Raw genomic sequence first — 16547 nt, 5'->3', positions numbered from 1 at the left:
GCCATGACAACAAGCTTGCGACAACAGCTGCGTGCGCGCATCCAGTCGGGCCCCACCTTCTGGATGGCCGGTGCGCAGGACGCCCTCTCGGCCCTGCTGGTGGACCAGTCGGACTTTGACGGCATCTTCACCACGGGGTTTGGCATCTCGGCATCGCTGCTGGGCCAGCCAGACATGGAGGTCTACACACTCAGCGAAAACGTGGGTGTGGTGCACCACATCGTCAACGTGGTGAAAAAGCCTGTGTTTGCCGATGCCGACACCGGCTACGGCAATGTCATCAACGTGGCCCGCACCGTGCGCGAGTTCGAGAAGGCGGGCGTGGCCGCGATCTCGATCGAAGACCAGATCAGCCCCAAGCGCTGCCCGGCGGCGGCGGCGGTAACTCCTGTGGTGTCCATCCCCGATGCCGTGGCGCGCATCAAGGCGGCGGTGGATGCCCGCCAGGACCCGGACTTTCTCATCGTCGCACGCACCGATGTGGCCGACCCCGAGGAGGCCATCGAGCGCGCCGTGCGCTTTGCGGAGGCGGGGGCGGACCTGATCCAGCCTATCTCGCGCACTTTCAAGGGCTATGAAGACCTGGTGCGCTTGCGCAATGCCTCGGGCCGCCGCCTGTCGCTGCAGCTCATGCAGGGGCTGTGGATGTCGCGCCTGACGCGGTCGCAGATTGAAGAGGTGGCGGCTTTTGCGACTTATCCGGTGGTCACGCTGATGAGCACGGTGCACGCCTTGCAGAAGAACCTGGCCACGCTGTCGGCCCGCCGCACGGGCGATGTGGACGGCTTGCCCTGCGGACAGACCAGCATGGCCGACTTCAAGGAAGTGATCGGCTGGAAGGCGATGGAAGAGCGCCAGGCGCACTACGAAACGGCTTGATCGTCCCTGAAGGCTTTCACCACAGAAAACAAAGGCCAGTGCCCATGGGGCACTGGCCTTTGTCGCTTTTTCAGGGGCTTACTGGATCAATCGCGCGTGGCGCGGCGTTGTACGGCGGCGATGTAGGCGTTGCCATCAGGCGGTCGGCCGGAGCGCTGGCTTTCCCACAGCATCTCGCCCAGGCAGTCCATGGCGGCGTGGTGGGCATCGTGCAGCGAGTCGAGCCGCGCCGTCAGCAGCTCCACCGCCTGGCGGATGCCACGGGGCTGGTCGATGCTGCATTGCTCGCTGATCGACAGGTGCATCGACAGGTGCAGAAACGGATTGGTCTGGCCCGGTGTTTCGTCGTAGTTGCGGGCCACGGCAGCATCGGCGTCGGACAGGTCGGCGTGGTACTCGGGGTGCTCGGCGATCCACAGGCTGGCCAGCGTCTCGATGGCTTCCATGGGGGCGCCGCTCTGGGTCTTGGCGTGCACACCACACAGAAAGCGGCGCACATCGGCTTGGGAGGGGCTGAACATGGGGCGTGAGGGTAGCACGCAGGGCAAGGGCCTGGCGTCAGAGGGGAGGCGGGGGAGGTGATGCGGATTGCGCCCGGCCGCTACATCGCGCCGGGGCGGCGTCCTACGCAGGCTGTGCGCCGGCGCACCTACATTGGGCTGGCGCAAGGGTCGGGAGCCGGGTCCACTTTGCTGCAGTCCTCCAAACCCGGCATCGGGAGAAGTGTCATGAATGCAATGCGAATCGTTGGTGTGCTGTTGTTGGTGGTGGGCCTTGCCGGGTTTCTGACCGGGGGGTTCAGCTTTACCAAGGACACCACCCAGGCCAAGATCGGTCCGCTGGAGTTGACCGTGAAAGAAAGGGAATCCGTGAATATCCCCCAATGGTTGAGCCTGGGCGCGATGGTTCTCGGCGGCGTGGTGCTGGTGCTCGGCTTTCGCAAGAACTGATTTCATCCACCGTGGCGAGTGACGGGTGTTGCGGCTCCGGTTCTCGCCCTATCCACGTAAGACGGAAATCGGAGCTTTAGCACCGGCCGCTCGTTGCGGTGGGTGATCCCTGGTGCCGGTTGCCGACAGCCGTTATCTGTCACCCCCTCGGCGCTCCCATCATGCGCGAGATGGTCCGGGCCGCGCTCAGCAGCGCGGGCAGCAGCGTCTCCTGCATCACCGCCGCACTTGTGCGATTGGCCTGACCGCTGATGTTGAGAGCCGCCACCGTCTGCCCCGTGCGGTTGGTCAGCGGCGCAGCAATCGATATCAATCCCTCTTCCAGTTCCTGGTTCACCAGGCACCAGCCCTGCTGCCGCGCCTGGCGGATGTGGGCCAGCAGTGCATCCACATCCGTGGTGGTGTGTTCGGTAAAACGCTGCATGGGGTGGCCTTGCAGCCGGGCCTGCAGTTCGTCGTCCGGCAACCCGGCCAGCAGCATGCGGCCCATGGACGTCCAGCAAGCGGGCAGGCGCGAGCCCACGCCCAGCGTGGTGCGCATGATCTTGTGGGTGGGTACGCGCAGCACATAGACGATGTCCAGGCCGTCGAGCACGGCGGCCGATGACGACTCGCGCACCTCTTCCACCAAGTCTTCCATCACCGGCTCGGCCAGGTTCCAGATGGGCAGCGAGGACAGGTACGCAAACCCCAAATCCAGAATGCGCGGGCTCAGGCGAAACAGCTTGCCGTCCGTCTCCACATAACCCAGCGTCTGCAGCGTGAGCAGGATGCGGCGCGCACCGGCGCGCGTGAGGCCCGTCTGCGCGGCGACTTCACTCAAGGTTTGCTGCGGTGTGGCCGCGCTGAACGAGCGGATCACCTCCAGCCCGCGCGCGAACGACTGCACATAGCTGTCGCTCGGTTTGGGGTCTTTGGCTTCAGGGGTTTGGGAATTCATACGTATGCCAACTATAATTCTTTAAGCGAACATTTGTTCTATATACGAACAAATTTCAAAGAGACAACAGAGAAACCAAGAAAGCGTTGCAATGATCAACAAACTGGCGGACTCGGTGGCCCAGGCCCTTGCGGGGGTAAAGGATGGTGCCACGGTGTTGATAGGCGGGTTCGGCACGGCCGGCATTCCGGGCGAGCTGATCGATGGCCTCATAGCCCAGGGGGCGCGTGACCTCACGGTGGTCAACAACAACGCAGGCAATGCGGACCAGGGCCTGGCCGCGCTGCTCAAGGCCGGGAAGGTGCGCAAGATCATCTGCAGCTTTCCGCGCCAGGTGGACAGCTATGTGTTCGATGACCTGTATCGCAGTGGCAAGCTGGAGCTGGAACTGGTGCCCCAGGGCAATCTGGCCGAGCGCCTGCGCGCTGCGGGCGCGGGCATCGGCGCCTTTTTCTGCCCCACGGCCTATGGCACCGAGCTGGCTGCGGGCAAGGAAACGCGCGAGATCAATGGCAAACACTACGTGCTCGAATACCCCATCCATGGCGATGTGGCCCTGGTCAAGGCCGAGAAGGGCGACCGCTGGGGCAACCTCACCTACCGCATGTCGGCGCGCAACTTTGGCCCCGTGATGGCCATGGCTGCCAAGACCACGATTGCCACCGTGCACGAGGTGGTGGAGCTGGGCGCGCTGGACCCGGAAGCCATCGTCACCCCGGGCATCTATGTGACGCACGTGGTGAAGATCGACCGCACGGCCACGCAGGCGGGCGGATTCAAGAAATCCGCGTGATATCGCCCCCAAGCGCAGAAAGAACAAGCATGAGCAGCTATCAAAAGCGTAGTAAAGACGAGCTGGCGAAACGCGTGGCGCAAGACATCCACGATGGTGCCTACGTCAACCTGGGCATCGGCCAGCCGACCCTGGTGGCCAACCACATCCCGGCAGGCCGCGAGGTCATCCTGCAAAGCGAAAACGGCATCCTGGGCATGGGCCCTGCGCCCGCTGCAGGGCTGGAGGACTACGACCTGATCAACGCGGGCAAGCAGCCCGTCACGCTGCTGCCCGGCGGCGCGTACTTCCACCACGCCGACAGCTTCGCGATGATGCGCGGCGGCCACCTCGACATCTGCGTGTTGGGCGCGTTCCAGGTGTCGGCCACGGGCGACCTTGCCAACTGGAGCACGGGCGAGCCCGGCGCCATCCCCGCCGTGGGCGGCGCGATGGACCTGGCCATTGGTGCCAAGCAGACCTGGGTGATGATGGACCTGCTGACCAAGCAGGGCGCCAGCAAGATCGTGACGCAATGCACCTACCCGCTCACCGGTGTCGCGTGCGTGAAGCGCATCTACACCGATCTGTGCACACTGGCCTGCACGCCCACAGGGCTGCAGCTCATCGACACCGTGCCTGGCCTGTCGCACGCTGAGCTGGAGCAGCTGGTGGGCCTACCCATCCGCCCTGCCGCCTGAACGAATCCACCCCCAAGCAACGAGGAGACAAAACCATGAGCACACAACGCCAAGCCTTCATCTGCGACGCCATCCGCACCCCCTTTGGCCGCTACGGCGGCGCGCTCTCCAGCGTGCGCACCGACGACCTGGGTGCCATCCCCATCAAGGCGCTGATGGAGCGCAACCCCGGCGTGGACTGGGCGGCCGTGACCGACGTGCTTTACGGCTGCGCCAACCAGGCCGGTGAAGACAACCGCAACGTGGCCCACATGAGCAGCCTGCTGGCGGGCCTGCCCATCGAAGTGGCCGGCGCCACCATCAACCGCCTGTGCGGTTCGGGGCTCGATGCCGTGGGCACCGCAGCGCGCGCCATCAAAGCGGGCGAGGCAGGTCTGATGATTGCGGGCGGTGTGGAGAGCATGAGCCGCGCGCCCTTTGTCATGCCCAAGGCCGAGAGCGCCTTCAGCCGCAACAACGCGGTGTATGACACCACCATCGGTTGGCGCTTTGTCAACAAGCTGATGAAGGAAAAGTACGGTGTGGACTCCATGCCAGAAACCGCAGAGAACGTGGCCACCGACTTCAAGATTGAGCGCGAAGCCCAGGACCAGATGGCCCTGCGCAGCCAGCTCAACGCCGTGGCCGCCATCAAGGCCGGCCATCTGGCGCGCGAGATCGTGCCGGTGCACATCCCGCAAAAGAAGGGCGATGCGATCATCGTGAGCCAGGACGAGCACCCGCGTGAGACCAGCATCGAAGCGCTGGCCAAGCTCAAGGGTGTGGTGCGGCCCGATGGCACGGTCACGGCGGGCAATGCGTCGGGTGTGAACGACGGCGCCTGCGCGCTGCTGCTGGCCGATGAAGCCCGCGCTGCCAAATATGGCCTCAAGCCCCGTGCCCGTGTGGTGGGTATGGCCGTGGCCGGTGTGGCGCCGCGCATCATGGGCTTTGGCCCCACGCCTGCCACCCTGAAGGTGCTGGCGCAGACGGGCCTGACCATCGACCACCTGGACGTGATCGAACTGAACGAAGCCTTTGCCGCGCAAGGCCTGGCCGTGCTGCGCGCGCTGGGCCTCAAGGACGACGATGCCCGCGTGAACGCCTGGGGCGGCGCCATCGCGCTGGGCCACCCGCTGGGCGCCAGCGGCGCGCGCCTGGTCACCACCGCCGTCAACCGCTTGCACGAACACGCCGGGAAGTACGCGCTGTGCACCATGTGCATCGGCGTGGGCCAGGGCATTGCCGTGATCCTGGAGCGCGTGTGACCGTGATTGAGCGCAACCCGACACCGGTCACTGTCATCACGGGTGCCAGCAACGGCATCGGCCGCGCGATTGCCGAAGCCGTTCTGTCCCAGGGCCACGCCGTGGTCAACCTGGACTACGTGCTGCCCACCTGGAGCCACCCGCAACTCACCTCGTACCAGGGCGACCTGACCCATGAAGCCTCGACCCGCGAACGCGCGGCCGAGATCGCGGCCAAGCACAACGTCACCGCACTGGTGAACAACGCGGGCGCCACGCGCCCTGGCACCATCGACACGGCGACCACAGCCCAACTGGATGACGTGGTAGGGCTGCACCTGCGTGCACCCATGCTGCTGGTGCAGGCCTTTTTGCCCACGCTGCGCGGCAGCGGGCAGGGCCGCATCGTCAACATGTCGTCGCGCGCCGCTTTGGGCAAGGGCGAGCGCATCGTCTACTCCGCCACCAAGGCTGGAATGATCGGCATGACACGCACGCTGGCCATGGAGCTGGGGCGTGACGGCATCACCGTCAACGCCATCGGCCCTGGGCCCATCGCCACCGAACTCTTCCGCCAGAGCAACCCCGACGGTGCGCCGCAAACGCAGCGCATCCTGAACAGCATCGCCGTGGGCCGCATGGGCACGCCCGATGACGTGGCGCGCGCAGCGCTGTTTTTCCTCTCGCCCGACAACGGTTTCGTGACCGGGCAGGTGTTGTACGTGTGCGGAGGCACCACGCTGGGAGTGGCGCCTGTCTAGCAACCTGAACTGATCTTCCTTGCCGCCCCGCAAGGGGCACCCCCCGTTCTCGTCCGGAGGCCTCGGCGCCCGGTTGAGGCCACGGCGCGGCCAGACGCGGGCCCACGCGGCGCTGGTGGCACCGACCCATTCATTCATCCACCTTCTTGAAGGAGACAAACCATGACCCGTTCCATCCACGCCACCCGCCGCTTCGCGCTGTCGGCCGCTGCAGTCACCGCCCTCGCTGGTATCGGCCTGCTGGGCAGCAGTACTGCGCTCGCCCAGGCTTATCCGAACAAGCCCGTCACCATCGTCGTGCCCTTTGCAGCAGGTGGCACCACCGACATCCTGGCCCGCATCATCGGCCAGGCGCTGACCACGGAGCTCGGCCAGTCCGTCATCGTGGACAACCGTGCGGGCGCGGGCGGCAACATCGGCGGTGCCATGGCGGCCAAGGCCCCGGCAGATGGCTACACACTCTTCATGGGCACGGTGGGCACGCACGCCATCAACGCCAGCCTGTACAAGAAGATGCCGTTCGACCCCATCAAGGACTTTGCACCGCTCACGCGCGTGGCCAATGTGCCCAACCTGCTGGTGGCCAACCCGGCACAGCCCTACAAGACGGTGAAGGAGCTGATCGCCTACGCGAAGGCCAACCCCGGCAAGGTCAACTTCGGCTCTTCGGGCAACGGCAGCTCCATCCACCTGTCGGGCGAGCTGTTCAAGAGCCTCGCCAAGGTGGACATGGTGCACGTGCCCTACAAGGGCAGCGCACCGGCCGTGACCGACCTGCTGGGCAACCAGATCGGCATCATGTTCGACAACATGCCCTCGGCCATTCAACACGTGCGCAGTGGCAAGCTGGTGCCGATTGCCGTGACCACGGCCAAGCGGTCGCCCGAGCTGCCCAATGTGCCGACCATCGCCGAAGCCGGCGTGCCCGGCTATGAAGCCACCTCGTGGTTTGGCATGTTTGCGCCCGCCGGCACGCCTGCGCCGGTTCTGGCCAAGCTCAATACCGCACTGGTGAAGGTGCTGAACCAGGCTGAGGTGAAGAAGAAGATCAACGAGCAGGGTGCCGAGACGTACAGCGAAACGCCCGAGCAGTTTGCTGCCTTCATCCAGGCCGAGTCCGTCAAGTGGGGCAAGGTCGTGAAGGAGTCTGGGGCGAGCCTGGACTAAGCGCTACCAAGATTTTTTGTAGCTACCAGATTGATAGCTGCTACCGCTCATGCATCGGGCGGTAGCAGCTATTTTTGTTTCACATTCGGGTCGGCGGGATCACTGCACCCGGTACACACGCCCCGTCTGCGCGCCTTCCACGCTGCGCTGGTAGGCCAGCGCCACGCGTGCGGCGGGCACCGGCTCGAACCCCGGGAAGAATGGCCCGTAGCTGCCCATCGACTCGGTCAGCACCGTGGGGCTGATGGCGTTGATGCGCAGGCCGCGTGGCAGCTCGATGGCGGCTGCAGCCACAAAGCCTTCGATGGCCGCGTTCACGGCCGTGGCGCTGGCGCCGTTGCGGATGGGCTCAATCGACAGGATGCCCGCCGTCAGCGTGATGGAGCCGCCATCGTTCAGATACTTCTGGCCTACCAGCGCCAGCTGCACCTGGCCCAGCAATTTGTCCTGCAGGCCCAGATTGAACTGCTCGGCCGTCATTTCCGCCAGCGGGCCAAAGTGCAGGTTGCCTGCGGTGCTCACGATGGCATCGACTTTGCCCACCGCCTCGAACAGTTGTGCAACCGCGCCTGGCTGCGAGAAGTCAGCACGGTGCGTGCCGCTGCTGCGGCCCACGGTGATCACGTCGTGGCGCGCGCCCAGGTTGGTCAGCACGGCCTGGCCGATGGTGCCGCTGGCGCCGATGAGAAGAATCTTGGACATGGTGTTTTCCTTGGGTGTCAAAAAGGGTTGATGAGGAACTGACAGCCCGATTCTTTTGCTAATCAATCGGAACATAAAGTACCTGCAAGTTATGCTTGTGCTAACCTTTGATTAGGAATTGAGGGAATTGCCGTGGACAAGCTGCGCAATATGGAAGTCATGGTGGCCGTGGTGGAGGCTGGCAGCTTTGCCGCTGCCGCGCGCCAGCTGCAGATCTCCGCCGTGATGGTGGGCAAGCACATCCAGCAGCTGGAGACCCACCTGGGCGCGCGCCTGTTCCAGCGCAGCACTCGCCAGAACAGCCTGACCGAGGTGGGCGCCGCGTTCTACGACGACAGCAAACGCGTGCTGGAGCAGGTGCGCTGGGCCGAGTCCGCCGTGGAGCGCAGCCGCGCCGTGCCGCAGGGTCTGCTGCGGGTGAGCGCGCCCTTCACGCTGGGCAACCACGTGATCGCGCCGCTGGTGGCCGACTTTCTGCAGCGCCACGACCAGGTGCGTGTGGACCTGCAGCTCACCGACAGCGTGGTGGACCTGGCAGGCGAGGGCTTTGACGTGGCCGTGCGCATTGGCCAGGTGGTGAACGAGGGCCTGGTGGCGCGCCCGCTGCGCCCCTACCGCATGGTGATTGCTGCCGCACCCGCGTACCTGCAGCGCCACGGCACGCCCGAACGCGCGGCCGACCTGGCGCGGCACCAATGCCTGAGCCACTCGGTGTGGCAGCGCCGGGTGGAATGGACGCTGCGCGACGGCAAGGAGGAGTTCTTCTGGCCTGAGAACGCGCGCTTTGTGTGCAACCAGGGCGACGGCCTGCGCCAGGCTGCGCTGCGCGGCCTGGGCCTCATCATGCAGCCCGAAGTGCTATTGGCCGACGACCTGGCCAGCGGTGCGCTGGTGCCGGTGATGCAGCACTGCCTGCCCGTGCCGCGCCCGGTGTACTTGGTCTATGCGCCCGACCGGCGGCAACTGCCCAAGCTGGCGCGGTTTGTGGAGTTTGTGGTGACTGCGCTGGGCACCGCCTGAGCGGTGCGGTTCAGGTTTGGACTACTGTGGCCTGCGGCCCAGGGCCGCTCACTCCACCGCGTTGCTGGGCACTTCAGGCCCGATCTTGAACACCCCGCTCACCCGCGCACAGGGTACGCCGTCGGCGGTGACCAGGCCCTGCGCAAACACCAGCGAGCGTGTGATGCGCAGCGGCTCGGCCTCGCCCTCCACCCAGGCGCCCAGCGGGGCTGGGGCCAGGTAGTCAATCTGCAGGCTGATGGTGGGCAGGAAGCGGTTTGACACCTGGTCGCTTTTGCGGTGCACCGACAGGGGCACCAGCATGTCGCAAAAGGTGGCCATCATGCCGCCGTGCAGGTTGCCCATGGGGTTGGTGTGGCGCGGCTCCACGCGAAAGCCGAACTTCACCACTTTGCCCTGGTGCAGCACATACAGCGGTCCGTTGTGCTGGATGTAAGGGCCGCCCGCCACCAGCGGGGCAAAGCCCTCGGGAAGGGGGGCAGTGGTGGCGTTCTCGGGGGCGTGGGTCATCAGCGGGCTTCCTTTTCAATGTCGTTGGCAAAACTGGCGTCCTGCAGACTGCTGCGGGTGGCGTCGCCCTGCAGCCAGCCGCTGTACACCGTGCGAAAGTCCGCCACGATCTGTGCGAGCGGCAGGTCGTCAAACGCGCCGCGCTGGTGCACGTATTCCATATGGCGTGCGCCCGACTTGTCGAACGGGTGGTAGATGGAATCGTTCTCGCCGTCAAACTCCAGCGGCAGCAGGCCAAAGCGCTCGCACAGCTCGATGTTGAAGGCCGGTGTGGCCTTGCGCCAGGCGCCATCGAGCCAGATGTCGGTGTAGCCGTGCCAGATGAAGAGGTCGGTCTTCATGGTCTCGCGCATGCGCTCGGTGCTGAGGTGGTTGCGCACGTCGGCAAAGCCCATGCGCGCGGGGATGCCCGCTGCGCGGCACACAGCGGTGAGCAGCGCGGCCTTGGGCACGCACCAGCCGTAGCCGTTGGCCAGCACGGTGCTGGCCGTCATGCCCTGGGGCGACAGGTCGATGCGGTAGGGGTCGTAGCGGAAACCATCGCGCACGGCCAGGTACAGGGCCACGGCACGCTCGCGGTCGGTGGCGCCACGCGCATGTTCGGCGGCAAAGGCCGTCACAGCAGGGGCGTCGCTGTCGATGAGGGCCGTGGCGCGCAGGTGGGCGGGCGTGGGTGCGGTGGTCATTGTTGTGTGTCTCCTGCAGTCGGACGGAGGCCAGTGTGCGGGCCTCGGGCACCCGATGCTGTCACAGGTGCGCCAGCCTTGCTGCGCCAGGGCTGGATGCCTTGGTCACACCCGCCATGCGGGCAGCTCCCAGTTGCGCCACACCGCCAGCCCGCGCAGCCCGGCGGTGAGCAGCACGCAGACCACCAGCGGCGCCCAGTCGGGAGCCTGCATCTGGCGCAGGGCCACGTCGGCCCAGCCGCCAGCAAACGCGCACAGCGCATAGGGCCGGTGGTCGCTGAAGGCCTGGGGCACCTCGTTGCACAGCACGTCGCGCAGCACACCGCCAAACACGCCGGTGGTCACGCCCATCATCACGCTGATGATGGGCGGCATGCCAATGGCGGTGGCAATGTCCACGCCCACAGCGGCAAACAGGCCCAGGCCGATGGCGTCGGGCAGCAGCATGGCGCGCTCGGTGGGCTCAAAGTGCCGCTGGCGCATGAACAGCATGGCGCCGATGCACAGCGCCAGAATGCCCCACACAAACTCGGTGTGGCGAATCCAGAAAAAGGGCCGCTGGTCCAGCAGCAAATCGCGCAGCGTGCCCCCGCCAAACGCGGCCACGAAGGCCACCACACACACGCCCACGGCATCCAGCCGCTTGCGCGCGGCGGCCATCACGCCCGACAGTGCGAAAGCCACGGTGGCGGCCACTTCCAGCACAAAGCGCAGGGTGTGCACCCAGGGGGCGTTGATGATCAGTGAATCCATGGCGACGATTGTGCCGTGGCCGCTGGCGATTCCATGGGGGGGTAATTGCTATATATTTGATAGCTACTGAGGCTTGAATCAGTAGCGCTTGAGCGAATTTTGAGCAAAAAATGTGCAGATGGGCGTTGTGTATGCCCGGTGGGCTCCGTCAGGTCCCGGTGCAGCACTCGCCTGCGTCCACTCAGCGCAGCAGGCCCTCGCCCAATGCGCAGGCCACCAGCGCCAGCACACATCCGCCCAGGCCCAGTCCCCCCAGCCGCAGTGCCCAGCGCTGGCTGGCCTGGGGCCACAGGTTCATGGCCAGCACCAGCAACCAGCCCAGCACCATCCATGCGGCCAGCACCAGGGCCACACCGGCGACCCAGCCAGCAGCCAGGCTGGCGGTGGTGGTCTGCAACAGCAAGGTGCCCAGCGCCACCGCCTTGGCGCGCCATCGCGCCGCCCCCGTGGGTGTGTCATCGCCCCACGCACGGGTGGGCACTGTGCGGGCCCAGCAGGCCAGTGCCACCAGCGAGGCCAACGCGGCGGCAATGCCCAGCAGTTCGTTCATGCGGTCTCCGAGGGCTGTGGGTGGCGCGGGGTGTGACGGGTGCGGCTGCGATGGCCCAGGCCCCGGGCCCCCAGCCGGTTGTGCAGCGGTCGCACGCTGCTGCAGGCTGCTGCCGTGCACAGCATGGCGGCCACCCAGCCTTGCTGCAGCCCGGCCTTGGCTGCCAGGCCGGCACAGGCCAGCCCTGCCAGCAGCCACAGCAGGGCGCTGGTGCGGGGCGCCCAGGTGCGCACCGTGGCCGCAGGCAACCCGACAAAAAAGGACAGCAGCAGGCCCAGCATGCCGGCCGATCGAGCGGGCTCAACCGCCACGATGTGCGCCAGACGGAATGACTCCGCCGCCAGCGCCGCGCAAAGCCAGAAGGGCAGGTGCGCCAGCTGTGCCAATGGCCAGGGGCGGCCCGTGTGGGACACCACATGCCGTGGTGCCGCCGGGGTGACAGCAATGGACGGGCGACTCCCCCGGCGCCGATGAGCCTGCTGCACCCGCTGCGGGCCCATGAACGCAGCCACGCCCGCGCATACCAGACCCGTGGCCACAAGGCCCAGGGCCATGGCAGGTGCCCGGGCGCTACCGAGTGCCAGGCCGGTGAGCGCCGCCACGGCCAACAGTGCCCCGGTGCTGCCCAGCGCTACCCGCCACAGCGCCAGCGTGCGCAGCGCCCACGCGGCCAGGGTCGACATCAGCAGCCACACGGCAATGAGCACCCACACCGTCCACACGGGCCGCTGCGCCAGCGGGGCCAAGCCCGCAGGTCCCCACAGGTGTACGAACACCGCCACGAGGAGCGCGGCGGGCACGGTGGCATGCAGGGCCAGAAAGAAACGTTGCATGGTGGGTGGGTGTGGTGTGGAAGGGGGGGCTGGTGCCCGTCAGCCCGCCGCGATGGCGTTGCCTGCGGACGCCGGATGTGCCGCGTCGGCCTCGCGCCTGCGCTGCTGGCGCGCATCCAGCCAGATCAGCGTGCCCGAGATCGACAAAAACGCCGGGGTCATGCCCAGAAAAAAATACAGCCACTTGAGCGTCAGCCCGCCAAAGTCGCCAAAGTGCAGCGGCTCCATCAGGCTGTTGACCAGCGACCAGAAGCCCGCCGTGCGTGGGTCGTGCACCTTCTTGGGAACGCCCGTGACGGCATGGATGTCCACCCGCGCGGTGCTGGCCAGGTGGCCGCTCAAGTTGCCGGTGAAACCCGCCTCGGCGGTGCCTGTGCCCCAGCGGCGCAGCGACACATAGCGCGCCTCCAGCCCCGGCACGGCCTGCTGTGCGGTGGCATACATCGCATCCAGCGACTGCATGTGCGCGGGCTCGCTGCCCTCGGCCTTGCGCGCGGGCTTGTCGGCAGTCAACGTGGCGGGGGTGGTGATGAACTTGTAGCCCTGCTCGAACAGCGGCGCCAGGCCCATCCACGCGCCGGTGGTGGCGATCAGGATGTGAAAGCCCAGCCCCCAGATGCCTGCGGACTTGTGCAGGTCCGACATCACCACGCGAAAGCTGCGGCCCCAGCGCTGGGTGAACAGCTCGGCCAGGATCTTGCGGTGGATGACGATGCCGGTGGCAATCAGCACCAGCATCGCCGCGCCGAGGAACCCCACGATCCAGCGCGGCCCGAAGAACAAAAACACATGCAGCATGCGCAGGTACTGGCCGAGCTGGCTGTCCACCGGGCCCACCACCGTGCCGGTGTCGGAGCGCAAGGCCACCTTGGTGCGGATGTTGGCAGGCGCGCCGCGCTCGCGCACGAACGCGAAGTAGCTGGGGTTGACGGCATCGGGCAGCGCAATGGTTTCCACCGTCGCGCCCGGGTAGCGGGTCTGCAGCTGCGTGAGCACCGCGTCGAGCGAGGCCGGTTTTTCAGAGCGTGGCAGCTTGGCCAGTGAAGGGTTGGCCCAGAGGTCGATCTCGTTCTTGAACACCACCACCGAGCCCGAGAAACACACGATGAACAGCAGCAGCCCCGTGACGATGCCGGCCCAGGAATGCAGGGTGAAGAGGCGGTTGAGCGTGCGCTGGCTGGTCATGGCGTGTGGGCGGCAGGGTGGGGGCGCTGCGTCAGAAGAAGTACGTCACACCCAGGCTGAAGCTGCGGGGTAATGCAGGCGAGACCACGTTGGCGTTGATCGCGCCGTCGTAGTACGCCTTGTTGAACACGTTCTTCACGCCCGCCGTCACGCGGTAGTTCTCGCCCATGTAGCTGACGGACGCATCGGCCACAAAGTACGACGGCAGCGTGAAGGGGTACGAGCCGATCTGCTCGCTCACATAACGTCCGCCCAGGCCCAGCGTCACCCGCTGGTACTGCGGCAGTTTGTAGGTGGCCCAGGCCGTGAGCGTGTGGCGCGGCGTGAGGTTGAGCGGCAGGCCCACAATCGCCGCGTTGTTATCGCGCGTGACCTTGCTTTGTGTGTAGGTGTAGGCGCTGGTGATCTTCCAGCCGTTCTTCAGGTCGGCGCCCAGCTCCAGCTCCAGCCCGCGCGCGCGCTGCTCGCCGGTCTGTACGCTGAAGCCCGTGTTCACCGGGTCGGCGGTGGTCACGTTCTGGCGCACCAGGTCGAACACGGCGATCGCGCCGGTGATCTGGCCACCGGGGGCCTCGTACTTCACGCCCGCCTCCCACTGCTTGCCGGTTTCGGGCACGAAGTTCGATCCGCCAAACGTCAGGCCCGACTGGGGCAGGAAGGACTCGCCATAGCTGCCATACGCGGCCCAGCCCGGCTTGAACTCGTACACCAGGCCGGCCGACAACGTGGTGGCGTTGTCCTTCTGGCGCGTCTGCGTGTTGGCCACGCGGTTGTTGGTGTCGTTGGTGGACCAGTCGCGGCGCAGGCCCACCAGGGCCGTCCAGCCCTGGCCGAACTTGATCTGGTCCTGCGCGTACAGGCCTGCCACGGTGAGCTTGGAAGGCGCATCGCTGGTCAGCGCCTCGGGGCAGGTGGCCTGCATGCCGTAGACGGGCGCGAACAGGTCCAGCGCTCCGATGCGGCAGGTGCGGCTGGCCAGCAGGCTGGTGCCGCTGCGCACATCCAGGCCCGTCACCAGCTGGTGCTTTACGCCCAGCGCCTCGAAACGTGACAGCAGCGAGGTGTCGGTGGCCAGCAGGTCGTAGTCCATGTACTGGCGCGAGGCCTGGCGGTTCTGCAGCCGCTGGTTGGCCTGCAATGCCTGGTTGGAGACGAAGTTGCCCGTGCCCTTCTCGGTCTCGTAGCGCACGTTCTGGCGGAAGGTCATGGCATCCGACAGGCGATGCTCCAGCGCATAGCCCACCGTGGTGCTTTCCACGTCATACACACCGAAGCTCGGGTCGCCCGTGAACATCGTGCGTGACAACGTGCCATTGCGGTTGGGCAGCACCGTGCCGTACGGCGTGATGCCCTGCTGGCGCATCCACTCGCTCTGGCTGTAGGTGGCAAACAGCACCAGGTCGGTCTGCGCACCCAGGTCGATGGACAGGGAGGGCGCAAACCACCGGTCCTTGCGGTAGACGAACTGCGTGGGGTCGTCGGCGTCGGACACCTGCGCATTGATGCGCAGCGCCGTCTTGCCGGATTCGGACAGCGGCCGGTTGATGTCGGCCTGCAGCGTGCGCTGACCAAAGCTACCTACTTCCACACCCACCTCGTTGATCGCCTCCTTCTTGGGCCGCTTGCTCACCGCATTGACGATGCCGCCCGGCTGCACCTGCCCGTAGAGCACCGAGGCCGAGCCCTTGAGCACCTCGAAGCGCTCGTAGCCATAAGGCTGCAGCTTGGCCCACATGCCCGGGCTTTGCACCAGGCCATCGACCAGGATGGACTCGGTGGAGCGAAAGCCCCGGATATTCAGATCGTCAAACCCCCGGCGCCCAAAGTTGACCGGGCTGACCCCCGCCACCGTCTGCAGCGCTTGCTGCACGTTGGTGATCTGCCGCGACTCCATCTGCTCGCGCGTGACCACGCTGACGGACTGCGGCGTCTCCAGCCGCCGCATGGGCGCCTTGCTGGCGGTTTGGGCCTCCACGGGTGCAAAGCCCATGTCTTTTTCGGTGCTGGCGTTGATGCGGACTTCTTGGAGCTGGGGGGCGGTGGCGCTGTGGGCAGAGGCCGCGGCCTCTGCTGCCGGTGCGTCAGCCTGCTGGGCCATTGCGGCCTGGGCCAGGCAGAGGGCAAGGGGTGTCAGGGCGAACAGACGGGCTTGGCAGACCGAAGGAATGGCATGCGCCAAAGTGCGGGCAGCGCTGGACGCCAGGGCTGCGCGAGAGGGCTGGAAAGGCATGGGTGTCCCGTTGGAGAGTGGGCAAAACGCGGAGTGCACTGGCTCGCGTGATGTCCCGGGACGCTGGCTGGCTGAAGGTGATGGATTGTAATGCGAATGATTATCTTTTGCGGCGATGGCGCTGCATTCCTTTGCTCCGGCTTTGGTCGCGTGCGACCGGCCGCCAGCTTTTCTTGGGGATGGCGAATTGGGGCAAACTCCCGGGCTGCTGATCCTTGAGAGGACGTCTGGTGAGACGCTTTGCTGCAGTCCTGGGACTGACCCTTATCCTGGGCCCCTTGCTGTGGGTCACGGCCATGATGCTGTTCCACGACGGCCCTCCACCTGCGTGCAACTTCTACACCGTTCCCGTGACCTTCACCTCCGTGGTGCCCCGGCGGCACCCCCGAGGAGGCAACCGGGTGGGCGTACCAGACGTGCAGTTTTCTTATGTCTTGGAAGGACGGCGGTACACGAGCACGAAGCTCTTTTGTGAATCGCCTGCCAACGCGTCCTACGAGCATGGCCGCATGCGCGAGTTTGTGAAGCAAGCGCCGGGCAGCTCCGACATCGTTGCCTGGGTGCCGAGCGGTGATGCCGGGGCGGGCTGTATTTCATTGAGCCCTGTGTTCGGATACAGCCGGGTCCATGAGGCCGCCCCCCTGTGCCGGCGGTAGCGGGCTGCGTTGAGGGCAAGCACTGA

General features: G+C 66.2%; 19 protein-coding genes. 9 read left to right on the top strand and 10 right to left on the bottom strand.

Annotated elements, in window-relative coordinates:
• Window positions 1-3 precede the first annotated feature (3 nt).
• Entirely contained in the window at window positions 4-879 is an 876-nt protein-coding gene (locus N4G42_RS19445; protein ID WP_056066082.1) for an oxaloacetate decarboxylase, read from the top strand.
• A gap of 86 nt (window positions 880-965) precedes the next feature.
• Here N4G42_RS19445 and N4G42_RS19440 read toward each other — a convergent pair whose 3' ends face one another.
• Window positions 966-1400, bottom strand: a complete 435-nt coding sequence (locus N4G42_RS19440) for a DUF1841 family protein (RefSeq protein WP_056066079.1) — start codon at window positions 1398-1400, stop codon at window positions 966-968.
• A 207-nt stretch (window positions 1401-1607) separates the two neighbouring features.
• On the opposite strand from N4G42_RS19440, the gene N4G42_RS19435 reads away from it, so the two are divergent.
• On the top strand, window positions 1608-1829 hold the full coding sequence (locus N4G42_RS19435) for a hypothetical protein (RefSeq protein WP_260668350.1): 222 nt from the start codon (window positions 1608-1610) through the stop codon (window positions 1827-1829).
• 139 nt (window positions 1830-1968) lie between these two features.
• On the opposite strand, the gene N4G42_RS19430 is transcribed toward N4G42_RS19435, so the two are convergent.
• Complete coding sequence (locus N4G42_RS19430) at window positions 1969-2769, bottom strand: IclR family transcriptional regulator C-terminal domain-containing protein (protein WP_260668349.1); 801 nt, start codon at window positions 2767-2769, stop codon at window positions 1969-1971.
• Between the two features lie 91 nt (window positions 2770-2860).
• On the opposite strand from N4G42_RS19430, the gene N4G42_RS19425 reads away from it, so the two are divergent.
• The 5 genes from N4G42_RS19425 (at window position 2861) to N4G42_RS19405 (ending at window position 7396) form a co-directional block, all read left to right on the top strand.
• Window positions 2861-3562: a 3-oxoacid CoA-transferase subunit A gene (locus tag N4G42_RS19425; RefSeq protein ID WP_260668348.1), complete on the top strand. Its 702-nt coding sequence runs from the start codon at window positions 2861-2863 to the stop codon at window positions 3560-3562.
• Between the two features lie 29 nt (window positions 3563-3591).
• Window positions 3592-4242, top strand: coding sequence for a 3-oxoacid CoA-transferase subunit B (locus tag N4G42_RS19420; protein ID WP_056066067.1), 651 nt, complete (start codon window positions 3592-3594; stop codon window positions 4240-4242).
• A gap of 35 nt (window positions 4243-4277) precedes the next feature.
• Window positions 4278-5489, top strand: coding sequence for a 3-oxoadipyl-CoA thiolase (pcaF, locus tag N4G42_RS19415; RefSeq protein ID WP_260668347.1), 1212 nt, complete (start codon window positions 4278-4280; stop codon window positions 5487-5489).
• Entirely contained in the window at window positions 5486-6229 is a 744-nt protein-coding gene (locus N4G42_RS19410; protein ID WP_260668346.1) for an SDR family NAD(P)-dependent oxidoreductase, read from the top strand. The genes pcaF and N4G42_RS19410 overlap by 4 nt, the downstream gene beginning before the upstream one ends.
• 162 nt (window positions 6230-6391) lie before the next feature.
• Window positions 6392-7396, top strand: a complete 1005-nt coding sequence (locus tag N4G42_RS19405; protein ID WP_260668345.1) for a tripartite tricarboxylate transporter substrate binding protein — start codon at window positions 6392-6394, stop codon at window positions 7394-7396.
• Window positions 7397-7495: 99 nt separating this feature from the next.
• On the opposite strand, the gene N4G42_RS19400 is transcribed toward N4G42_RS19405, so the two are convergent.
• Window positions 7496-8098, bottom strand: coding sequence for a short chain dehydrogenase (locus tag N4G42_RS19400; protein ID WP_260668344.1), 603 nt, complete (start codon window positions 8096-8098; stop codon window positions 7496-7498).
• A gap of 132 nt (window positions 8099-8230) precedes the next feature.
• On the opposite strand from N4G42_RS19400, the gene N4G42_RS19395 reads away from it, so the two are divergent.
• Window positions 8231-9118 carry a LysR family transcriptional regulator gene (locus N4G42_RS19395; protein ID WP_260668343.1) on the top strand — a complete coding sequence of 296 codons (888 nt, stop codon included), beginning with the start codon at window positions 8231-8233 and terminating at the stop codon, window positions 9116-9118.
• 48 nt (window positions 9119-9166) lie between these two features.
• On the opposite strand, the gene N4G42_RS19390 is transcribed toward N4G42_RS19395, so the two are convergent.
• The 7 genes from N4G42_RS19390 to N4G42_RS19360 form a co-directional block, all read right to left on the bottom strand.
• The gene (locus N4G42_RS19390; protein WP_060987556.1) at window positions 9167-9628 is read right to left on the bottom strand and encodes a PaaI family thioesterase; all 462 of its coding nucleotides are present in this window, start codon (window positions 9626-9628) and stop codon (window positions 9167-9169) included.
• Entirely contained in the window at window positions 9628-10314 is a 687-nt protein-coding gene (locus tag N4G42_RS19385; RefSeq protein ID WP_260668342.1) for a transglutaminase-like domain-containing protein, read from the bottom strand. Before N4G42_RS19385 ends, N4G42_RS19390 begins: the two co-directional genes overlap by 1 nt.
• Before the next feature lie 105 nt (window positions 10315-10419).
• Complete coding sequence (locus N4G42_RS19380) at window positions 10420-11067, bottom strand: trimeric intracellular cation channel family protein (protein WP_056746822.1); 648 nt, start codon at window positions 11065-11067, stop codon at window positions 10420-10422.
• 181 nt (window positions 11068-11248) lie between these two features.
• Window positions 11249-11617, bottom strand: coding sequence for a hypothetical protein (locus N4G42_RS19375; RefSeq protein ID WP_260668341.1), 369 nt, complete (start codon window positions 11615-11617; stop codon window positions 11249-11251).
• A complete protein-coding gene (locus N4G42_RS19370) occupies window positions 11614-12450 on the bottom strand; it encodes a hypothetical protein (protein WP_260668340.1) in 837 nt (278 codons plus the stop codon). Before N4G42_RS19370 ends, N4G42_RS19375 begins: the two co-directional genes overlap by 4 nt.
• A gap of 39 nt (window positions 12451-12489) precedes the next feature.
• Window positions 12490-13635, bottom strand: a complete 1146-nt coding sequence (locus tag N4G42_RS19365) for a PepSY-associated TM helix domain-containing protein (protein ID WP_260668339.1) — start codon at window positions 13633-13635, stop codon at window positions 12490-12492.
• A 31-nt stretch (window positions 13636-13666) separates the two neighbouring features.
• Entirely contained in the window at window positions 13667-15865 is a 2199-nt protein-coding gene (locus tag N4G42_RS19360) for a TonB-dependent siderophore receptor (RefSeq protein ID WP_260668338.1), read from the bottom strand.
• A gap of 350 nt (window positions 15866-16215) precedes the next feature.
• Between N4G42_RS19360 and N4G42_RS19355 the strand changes: the two genes are divergently transcribed.
• Complete coding sequence (locus tag N4G42_RS19355; RefSeq protein ID WP_260668337.1) at window positions 16216-16521, top strand: hypothetical protein; 306 nt, start codon at window positions 16216-16218, stop codon at window positions 16519-16521.
• Window positions 16522-16547: the final 26 nt, after the last annotated feature.

The organism is Acidovorax sp. K2F (assembly GCF_025246485.1).
In the GTDB taxonomy this organism is placed as follows: domain Bacteria; phylum Pseudomonadota; class Gammaproteobacteria; order Burkholderiales; family Burkholderiaceae_C; genus Acidovorax; species Acidovorax delafieldii.
This window is presented reverse-complemented; position numbering and strand designations above follow the sequence as displayed.

Coding starts and splice junctions, on each gene's coding strand:
- N4G42_RS19385 (WP_260668342.1), bottom strand. CDS start 10,314: ATGACCACCGCACCCACGCCCGCCCACCTGCGCGCCACGGCCCTCATC.
- N4G42_RS19360 (WP_260668338.1), bottom strand. CDS start 15,865: ATGCCTTTCCAGCCCTCTCGCGCAGCCCTGGCGTCCAGCGCTGCCCGC.
- N4G42_RS19440 (WP_056066079.1), bottom strand. CDS start 1,400: ATGTTCAGCCCCTCCCAAGCCGATGTGCGCCGCTTTCTGTGTGGTGTG.
- N4G42_RS19375 (WP_260668341.1), bottom strand. CDS start 11,617: ATGAACGAACTGCTGGGCATTGCCGCCGCGTTGGCCTCGCTGGTGGCA.
- N4G42_RS19365 (WP_260668339.1), bottom strand. CDS start 13,635: ATGACCAGCCAGCGCACGCTCAACCGCCTCTTCACCCTGCATTCCTGG.
- N4G42_RS19380 (WP_056746822.1), bottom strand. CDS start 11,067: ATGGATTCACTGATCATCAACGCCCCCTGGGTGCACACCCTGCGCTTT.
- N4G42_RS19400 (WP_260668344.1), bottom strand. CDS start 8,098: ATGTCCAAGATTCTTCTCATCGGCGCCAGCGGCACCATCGGCCAGGCC.
- pcaF (WP_260668347.1), top strand. CDS start 4,278: ATGAGCACACAACGCCAAGCCTTCATCTGCGACGCCATCCGCACCCCC.
- N4G42_RS19420 (WP_056066067.1), top strand. CDS start 3,592: ATGAGCAGCTATCAAAAGCGTAGTAAAGACGAGCTGGCGAAACGCGTG.
- N4G42_RS19445 (WP_056066082.1), top strand. CDS start 4: ATGACAACAAGCTTGCGACAACAGCTGCGTGCGCGCATCCAGTCGGGC.
- N4G42_RS19425 (WP_260668348.1), top strand. CDS start 2,861: ATGATCAACAAACTGGCGGACTCGGTGGCCCAGGCCCTTGCGGGGGTA.
- N4G42_RS19430 (WP_260668349.1), bottom strand. CDS start 2,769: ATGAATTCCCAAACCCCTGAAGCCAAAGACCCCAAACCGAGCGACAGC.
- N4G42_RS19435 (WP_260668350.1), top strand. CDS start 1,608: ATGAATGCAATGCGAATCGTTGGTGTGCTGTTGTTGGTGGTGGGCCTT.
- N4G42_RS19390 (WP_060987556.1), bottom strand. CDS start 9,628: ATGACCCACGCCCCCGAGAACGCCACCACTGCCCCCCTTCCCGAGGGC.
- N4G42_RS19405 (WP_260668345.1), top strand. CDS start 6,392: ATGACCCGTTCCATCCACGCCACCCGCCGCTTCGCGCTGTCGGCCGCT.
- N4G42_RS19370 (WP_260668340.1), bottom strand. CDS start 12,450: ATGCAACGTTTCTTTCTGGCCCTGCATGCCACCGTGCCCGCCGCGCTC.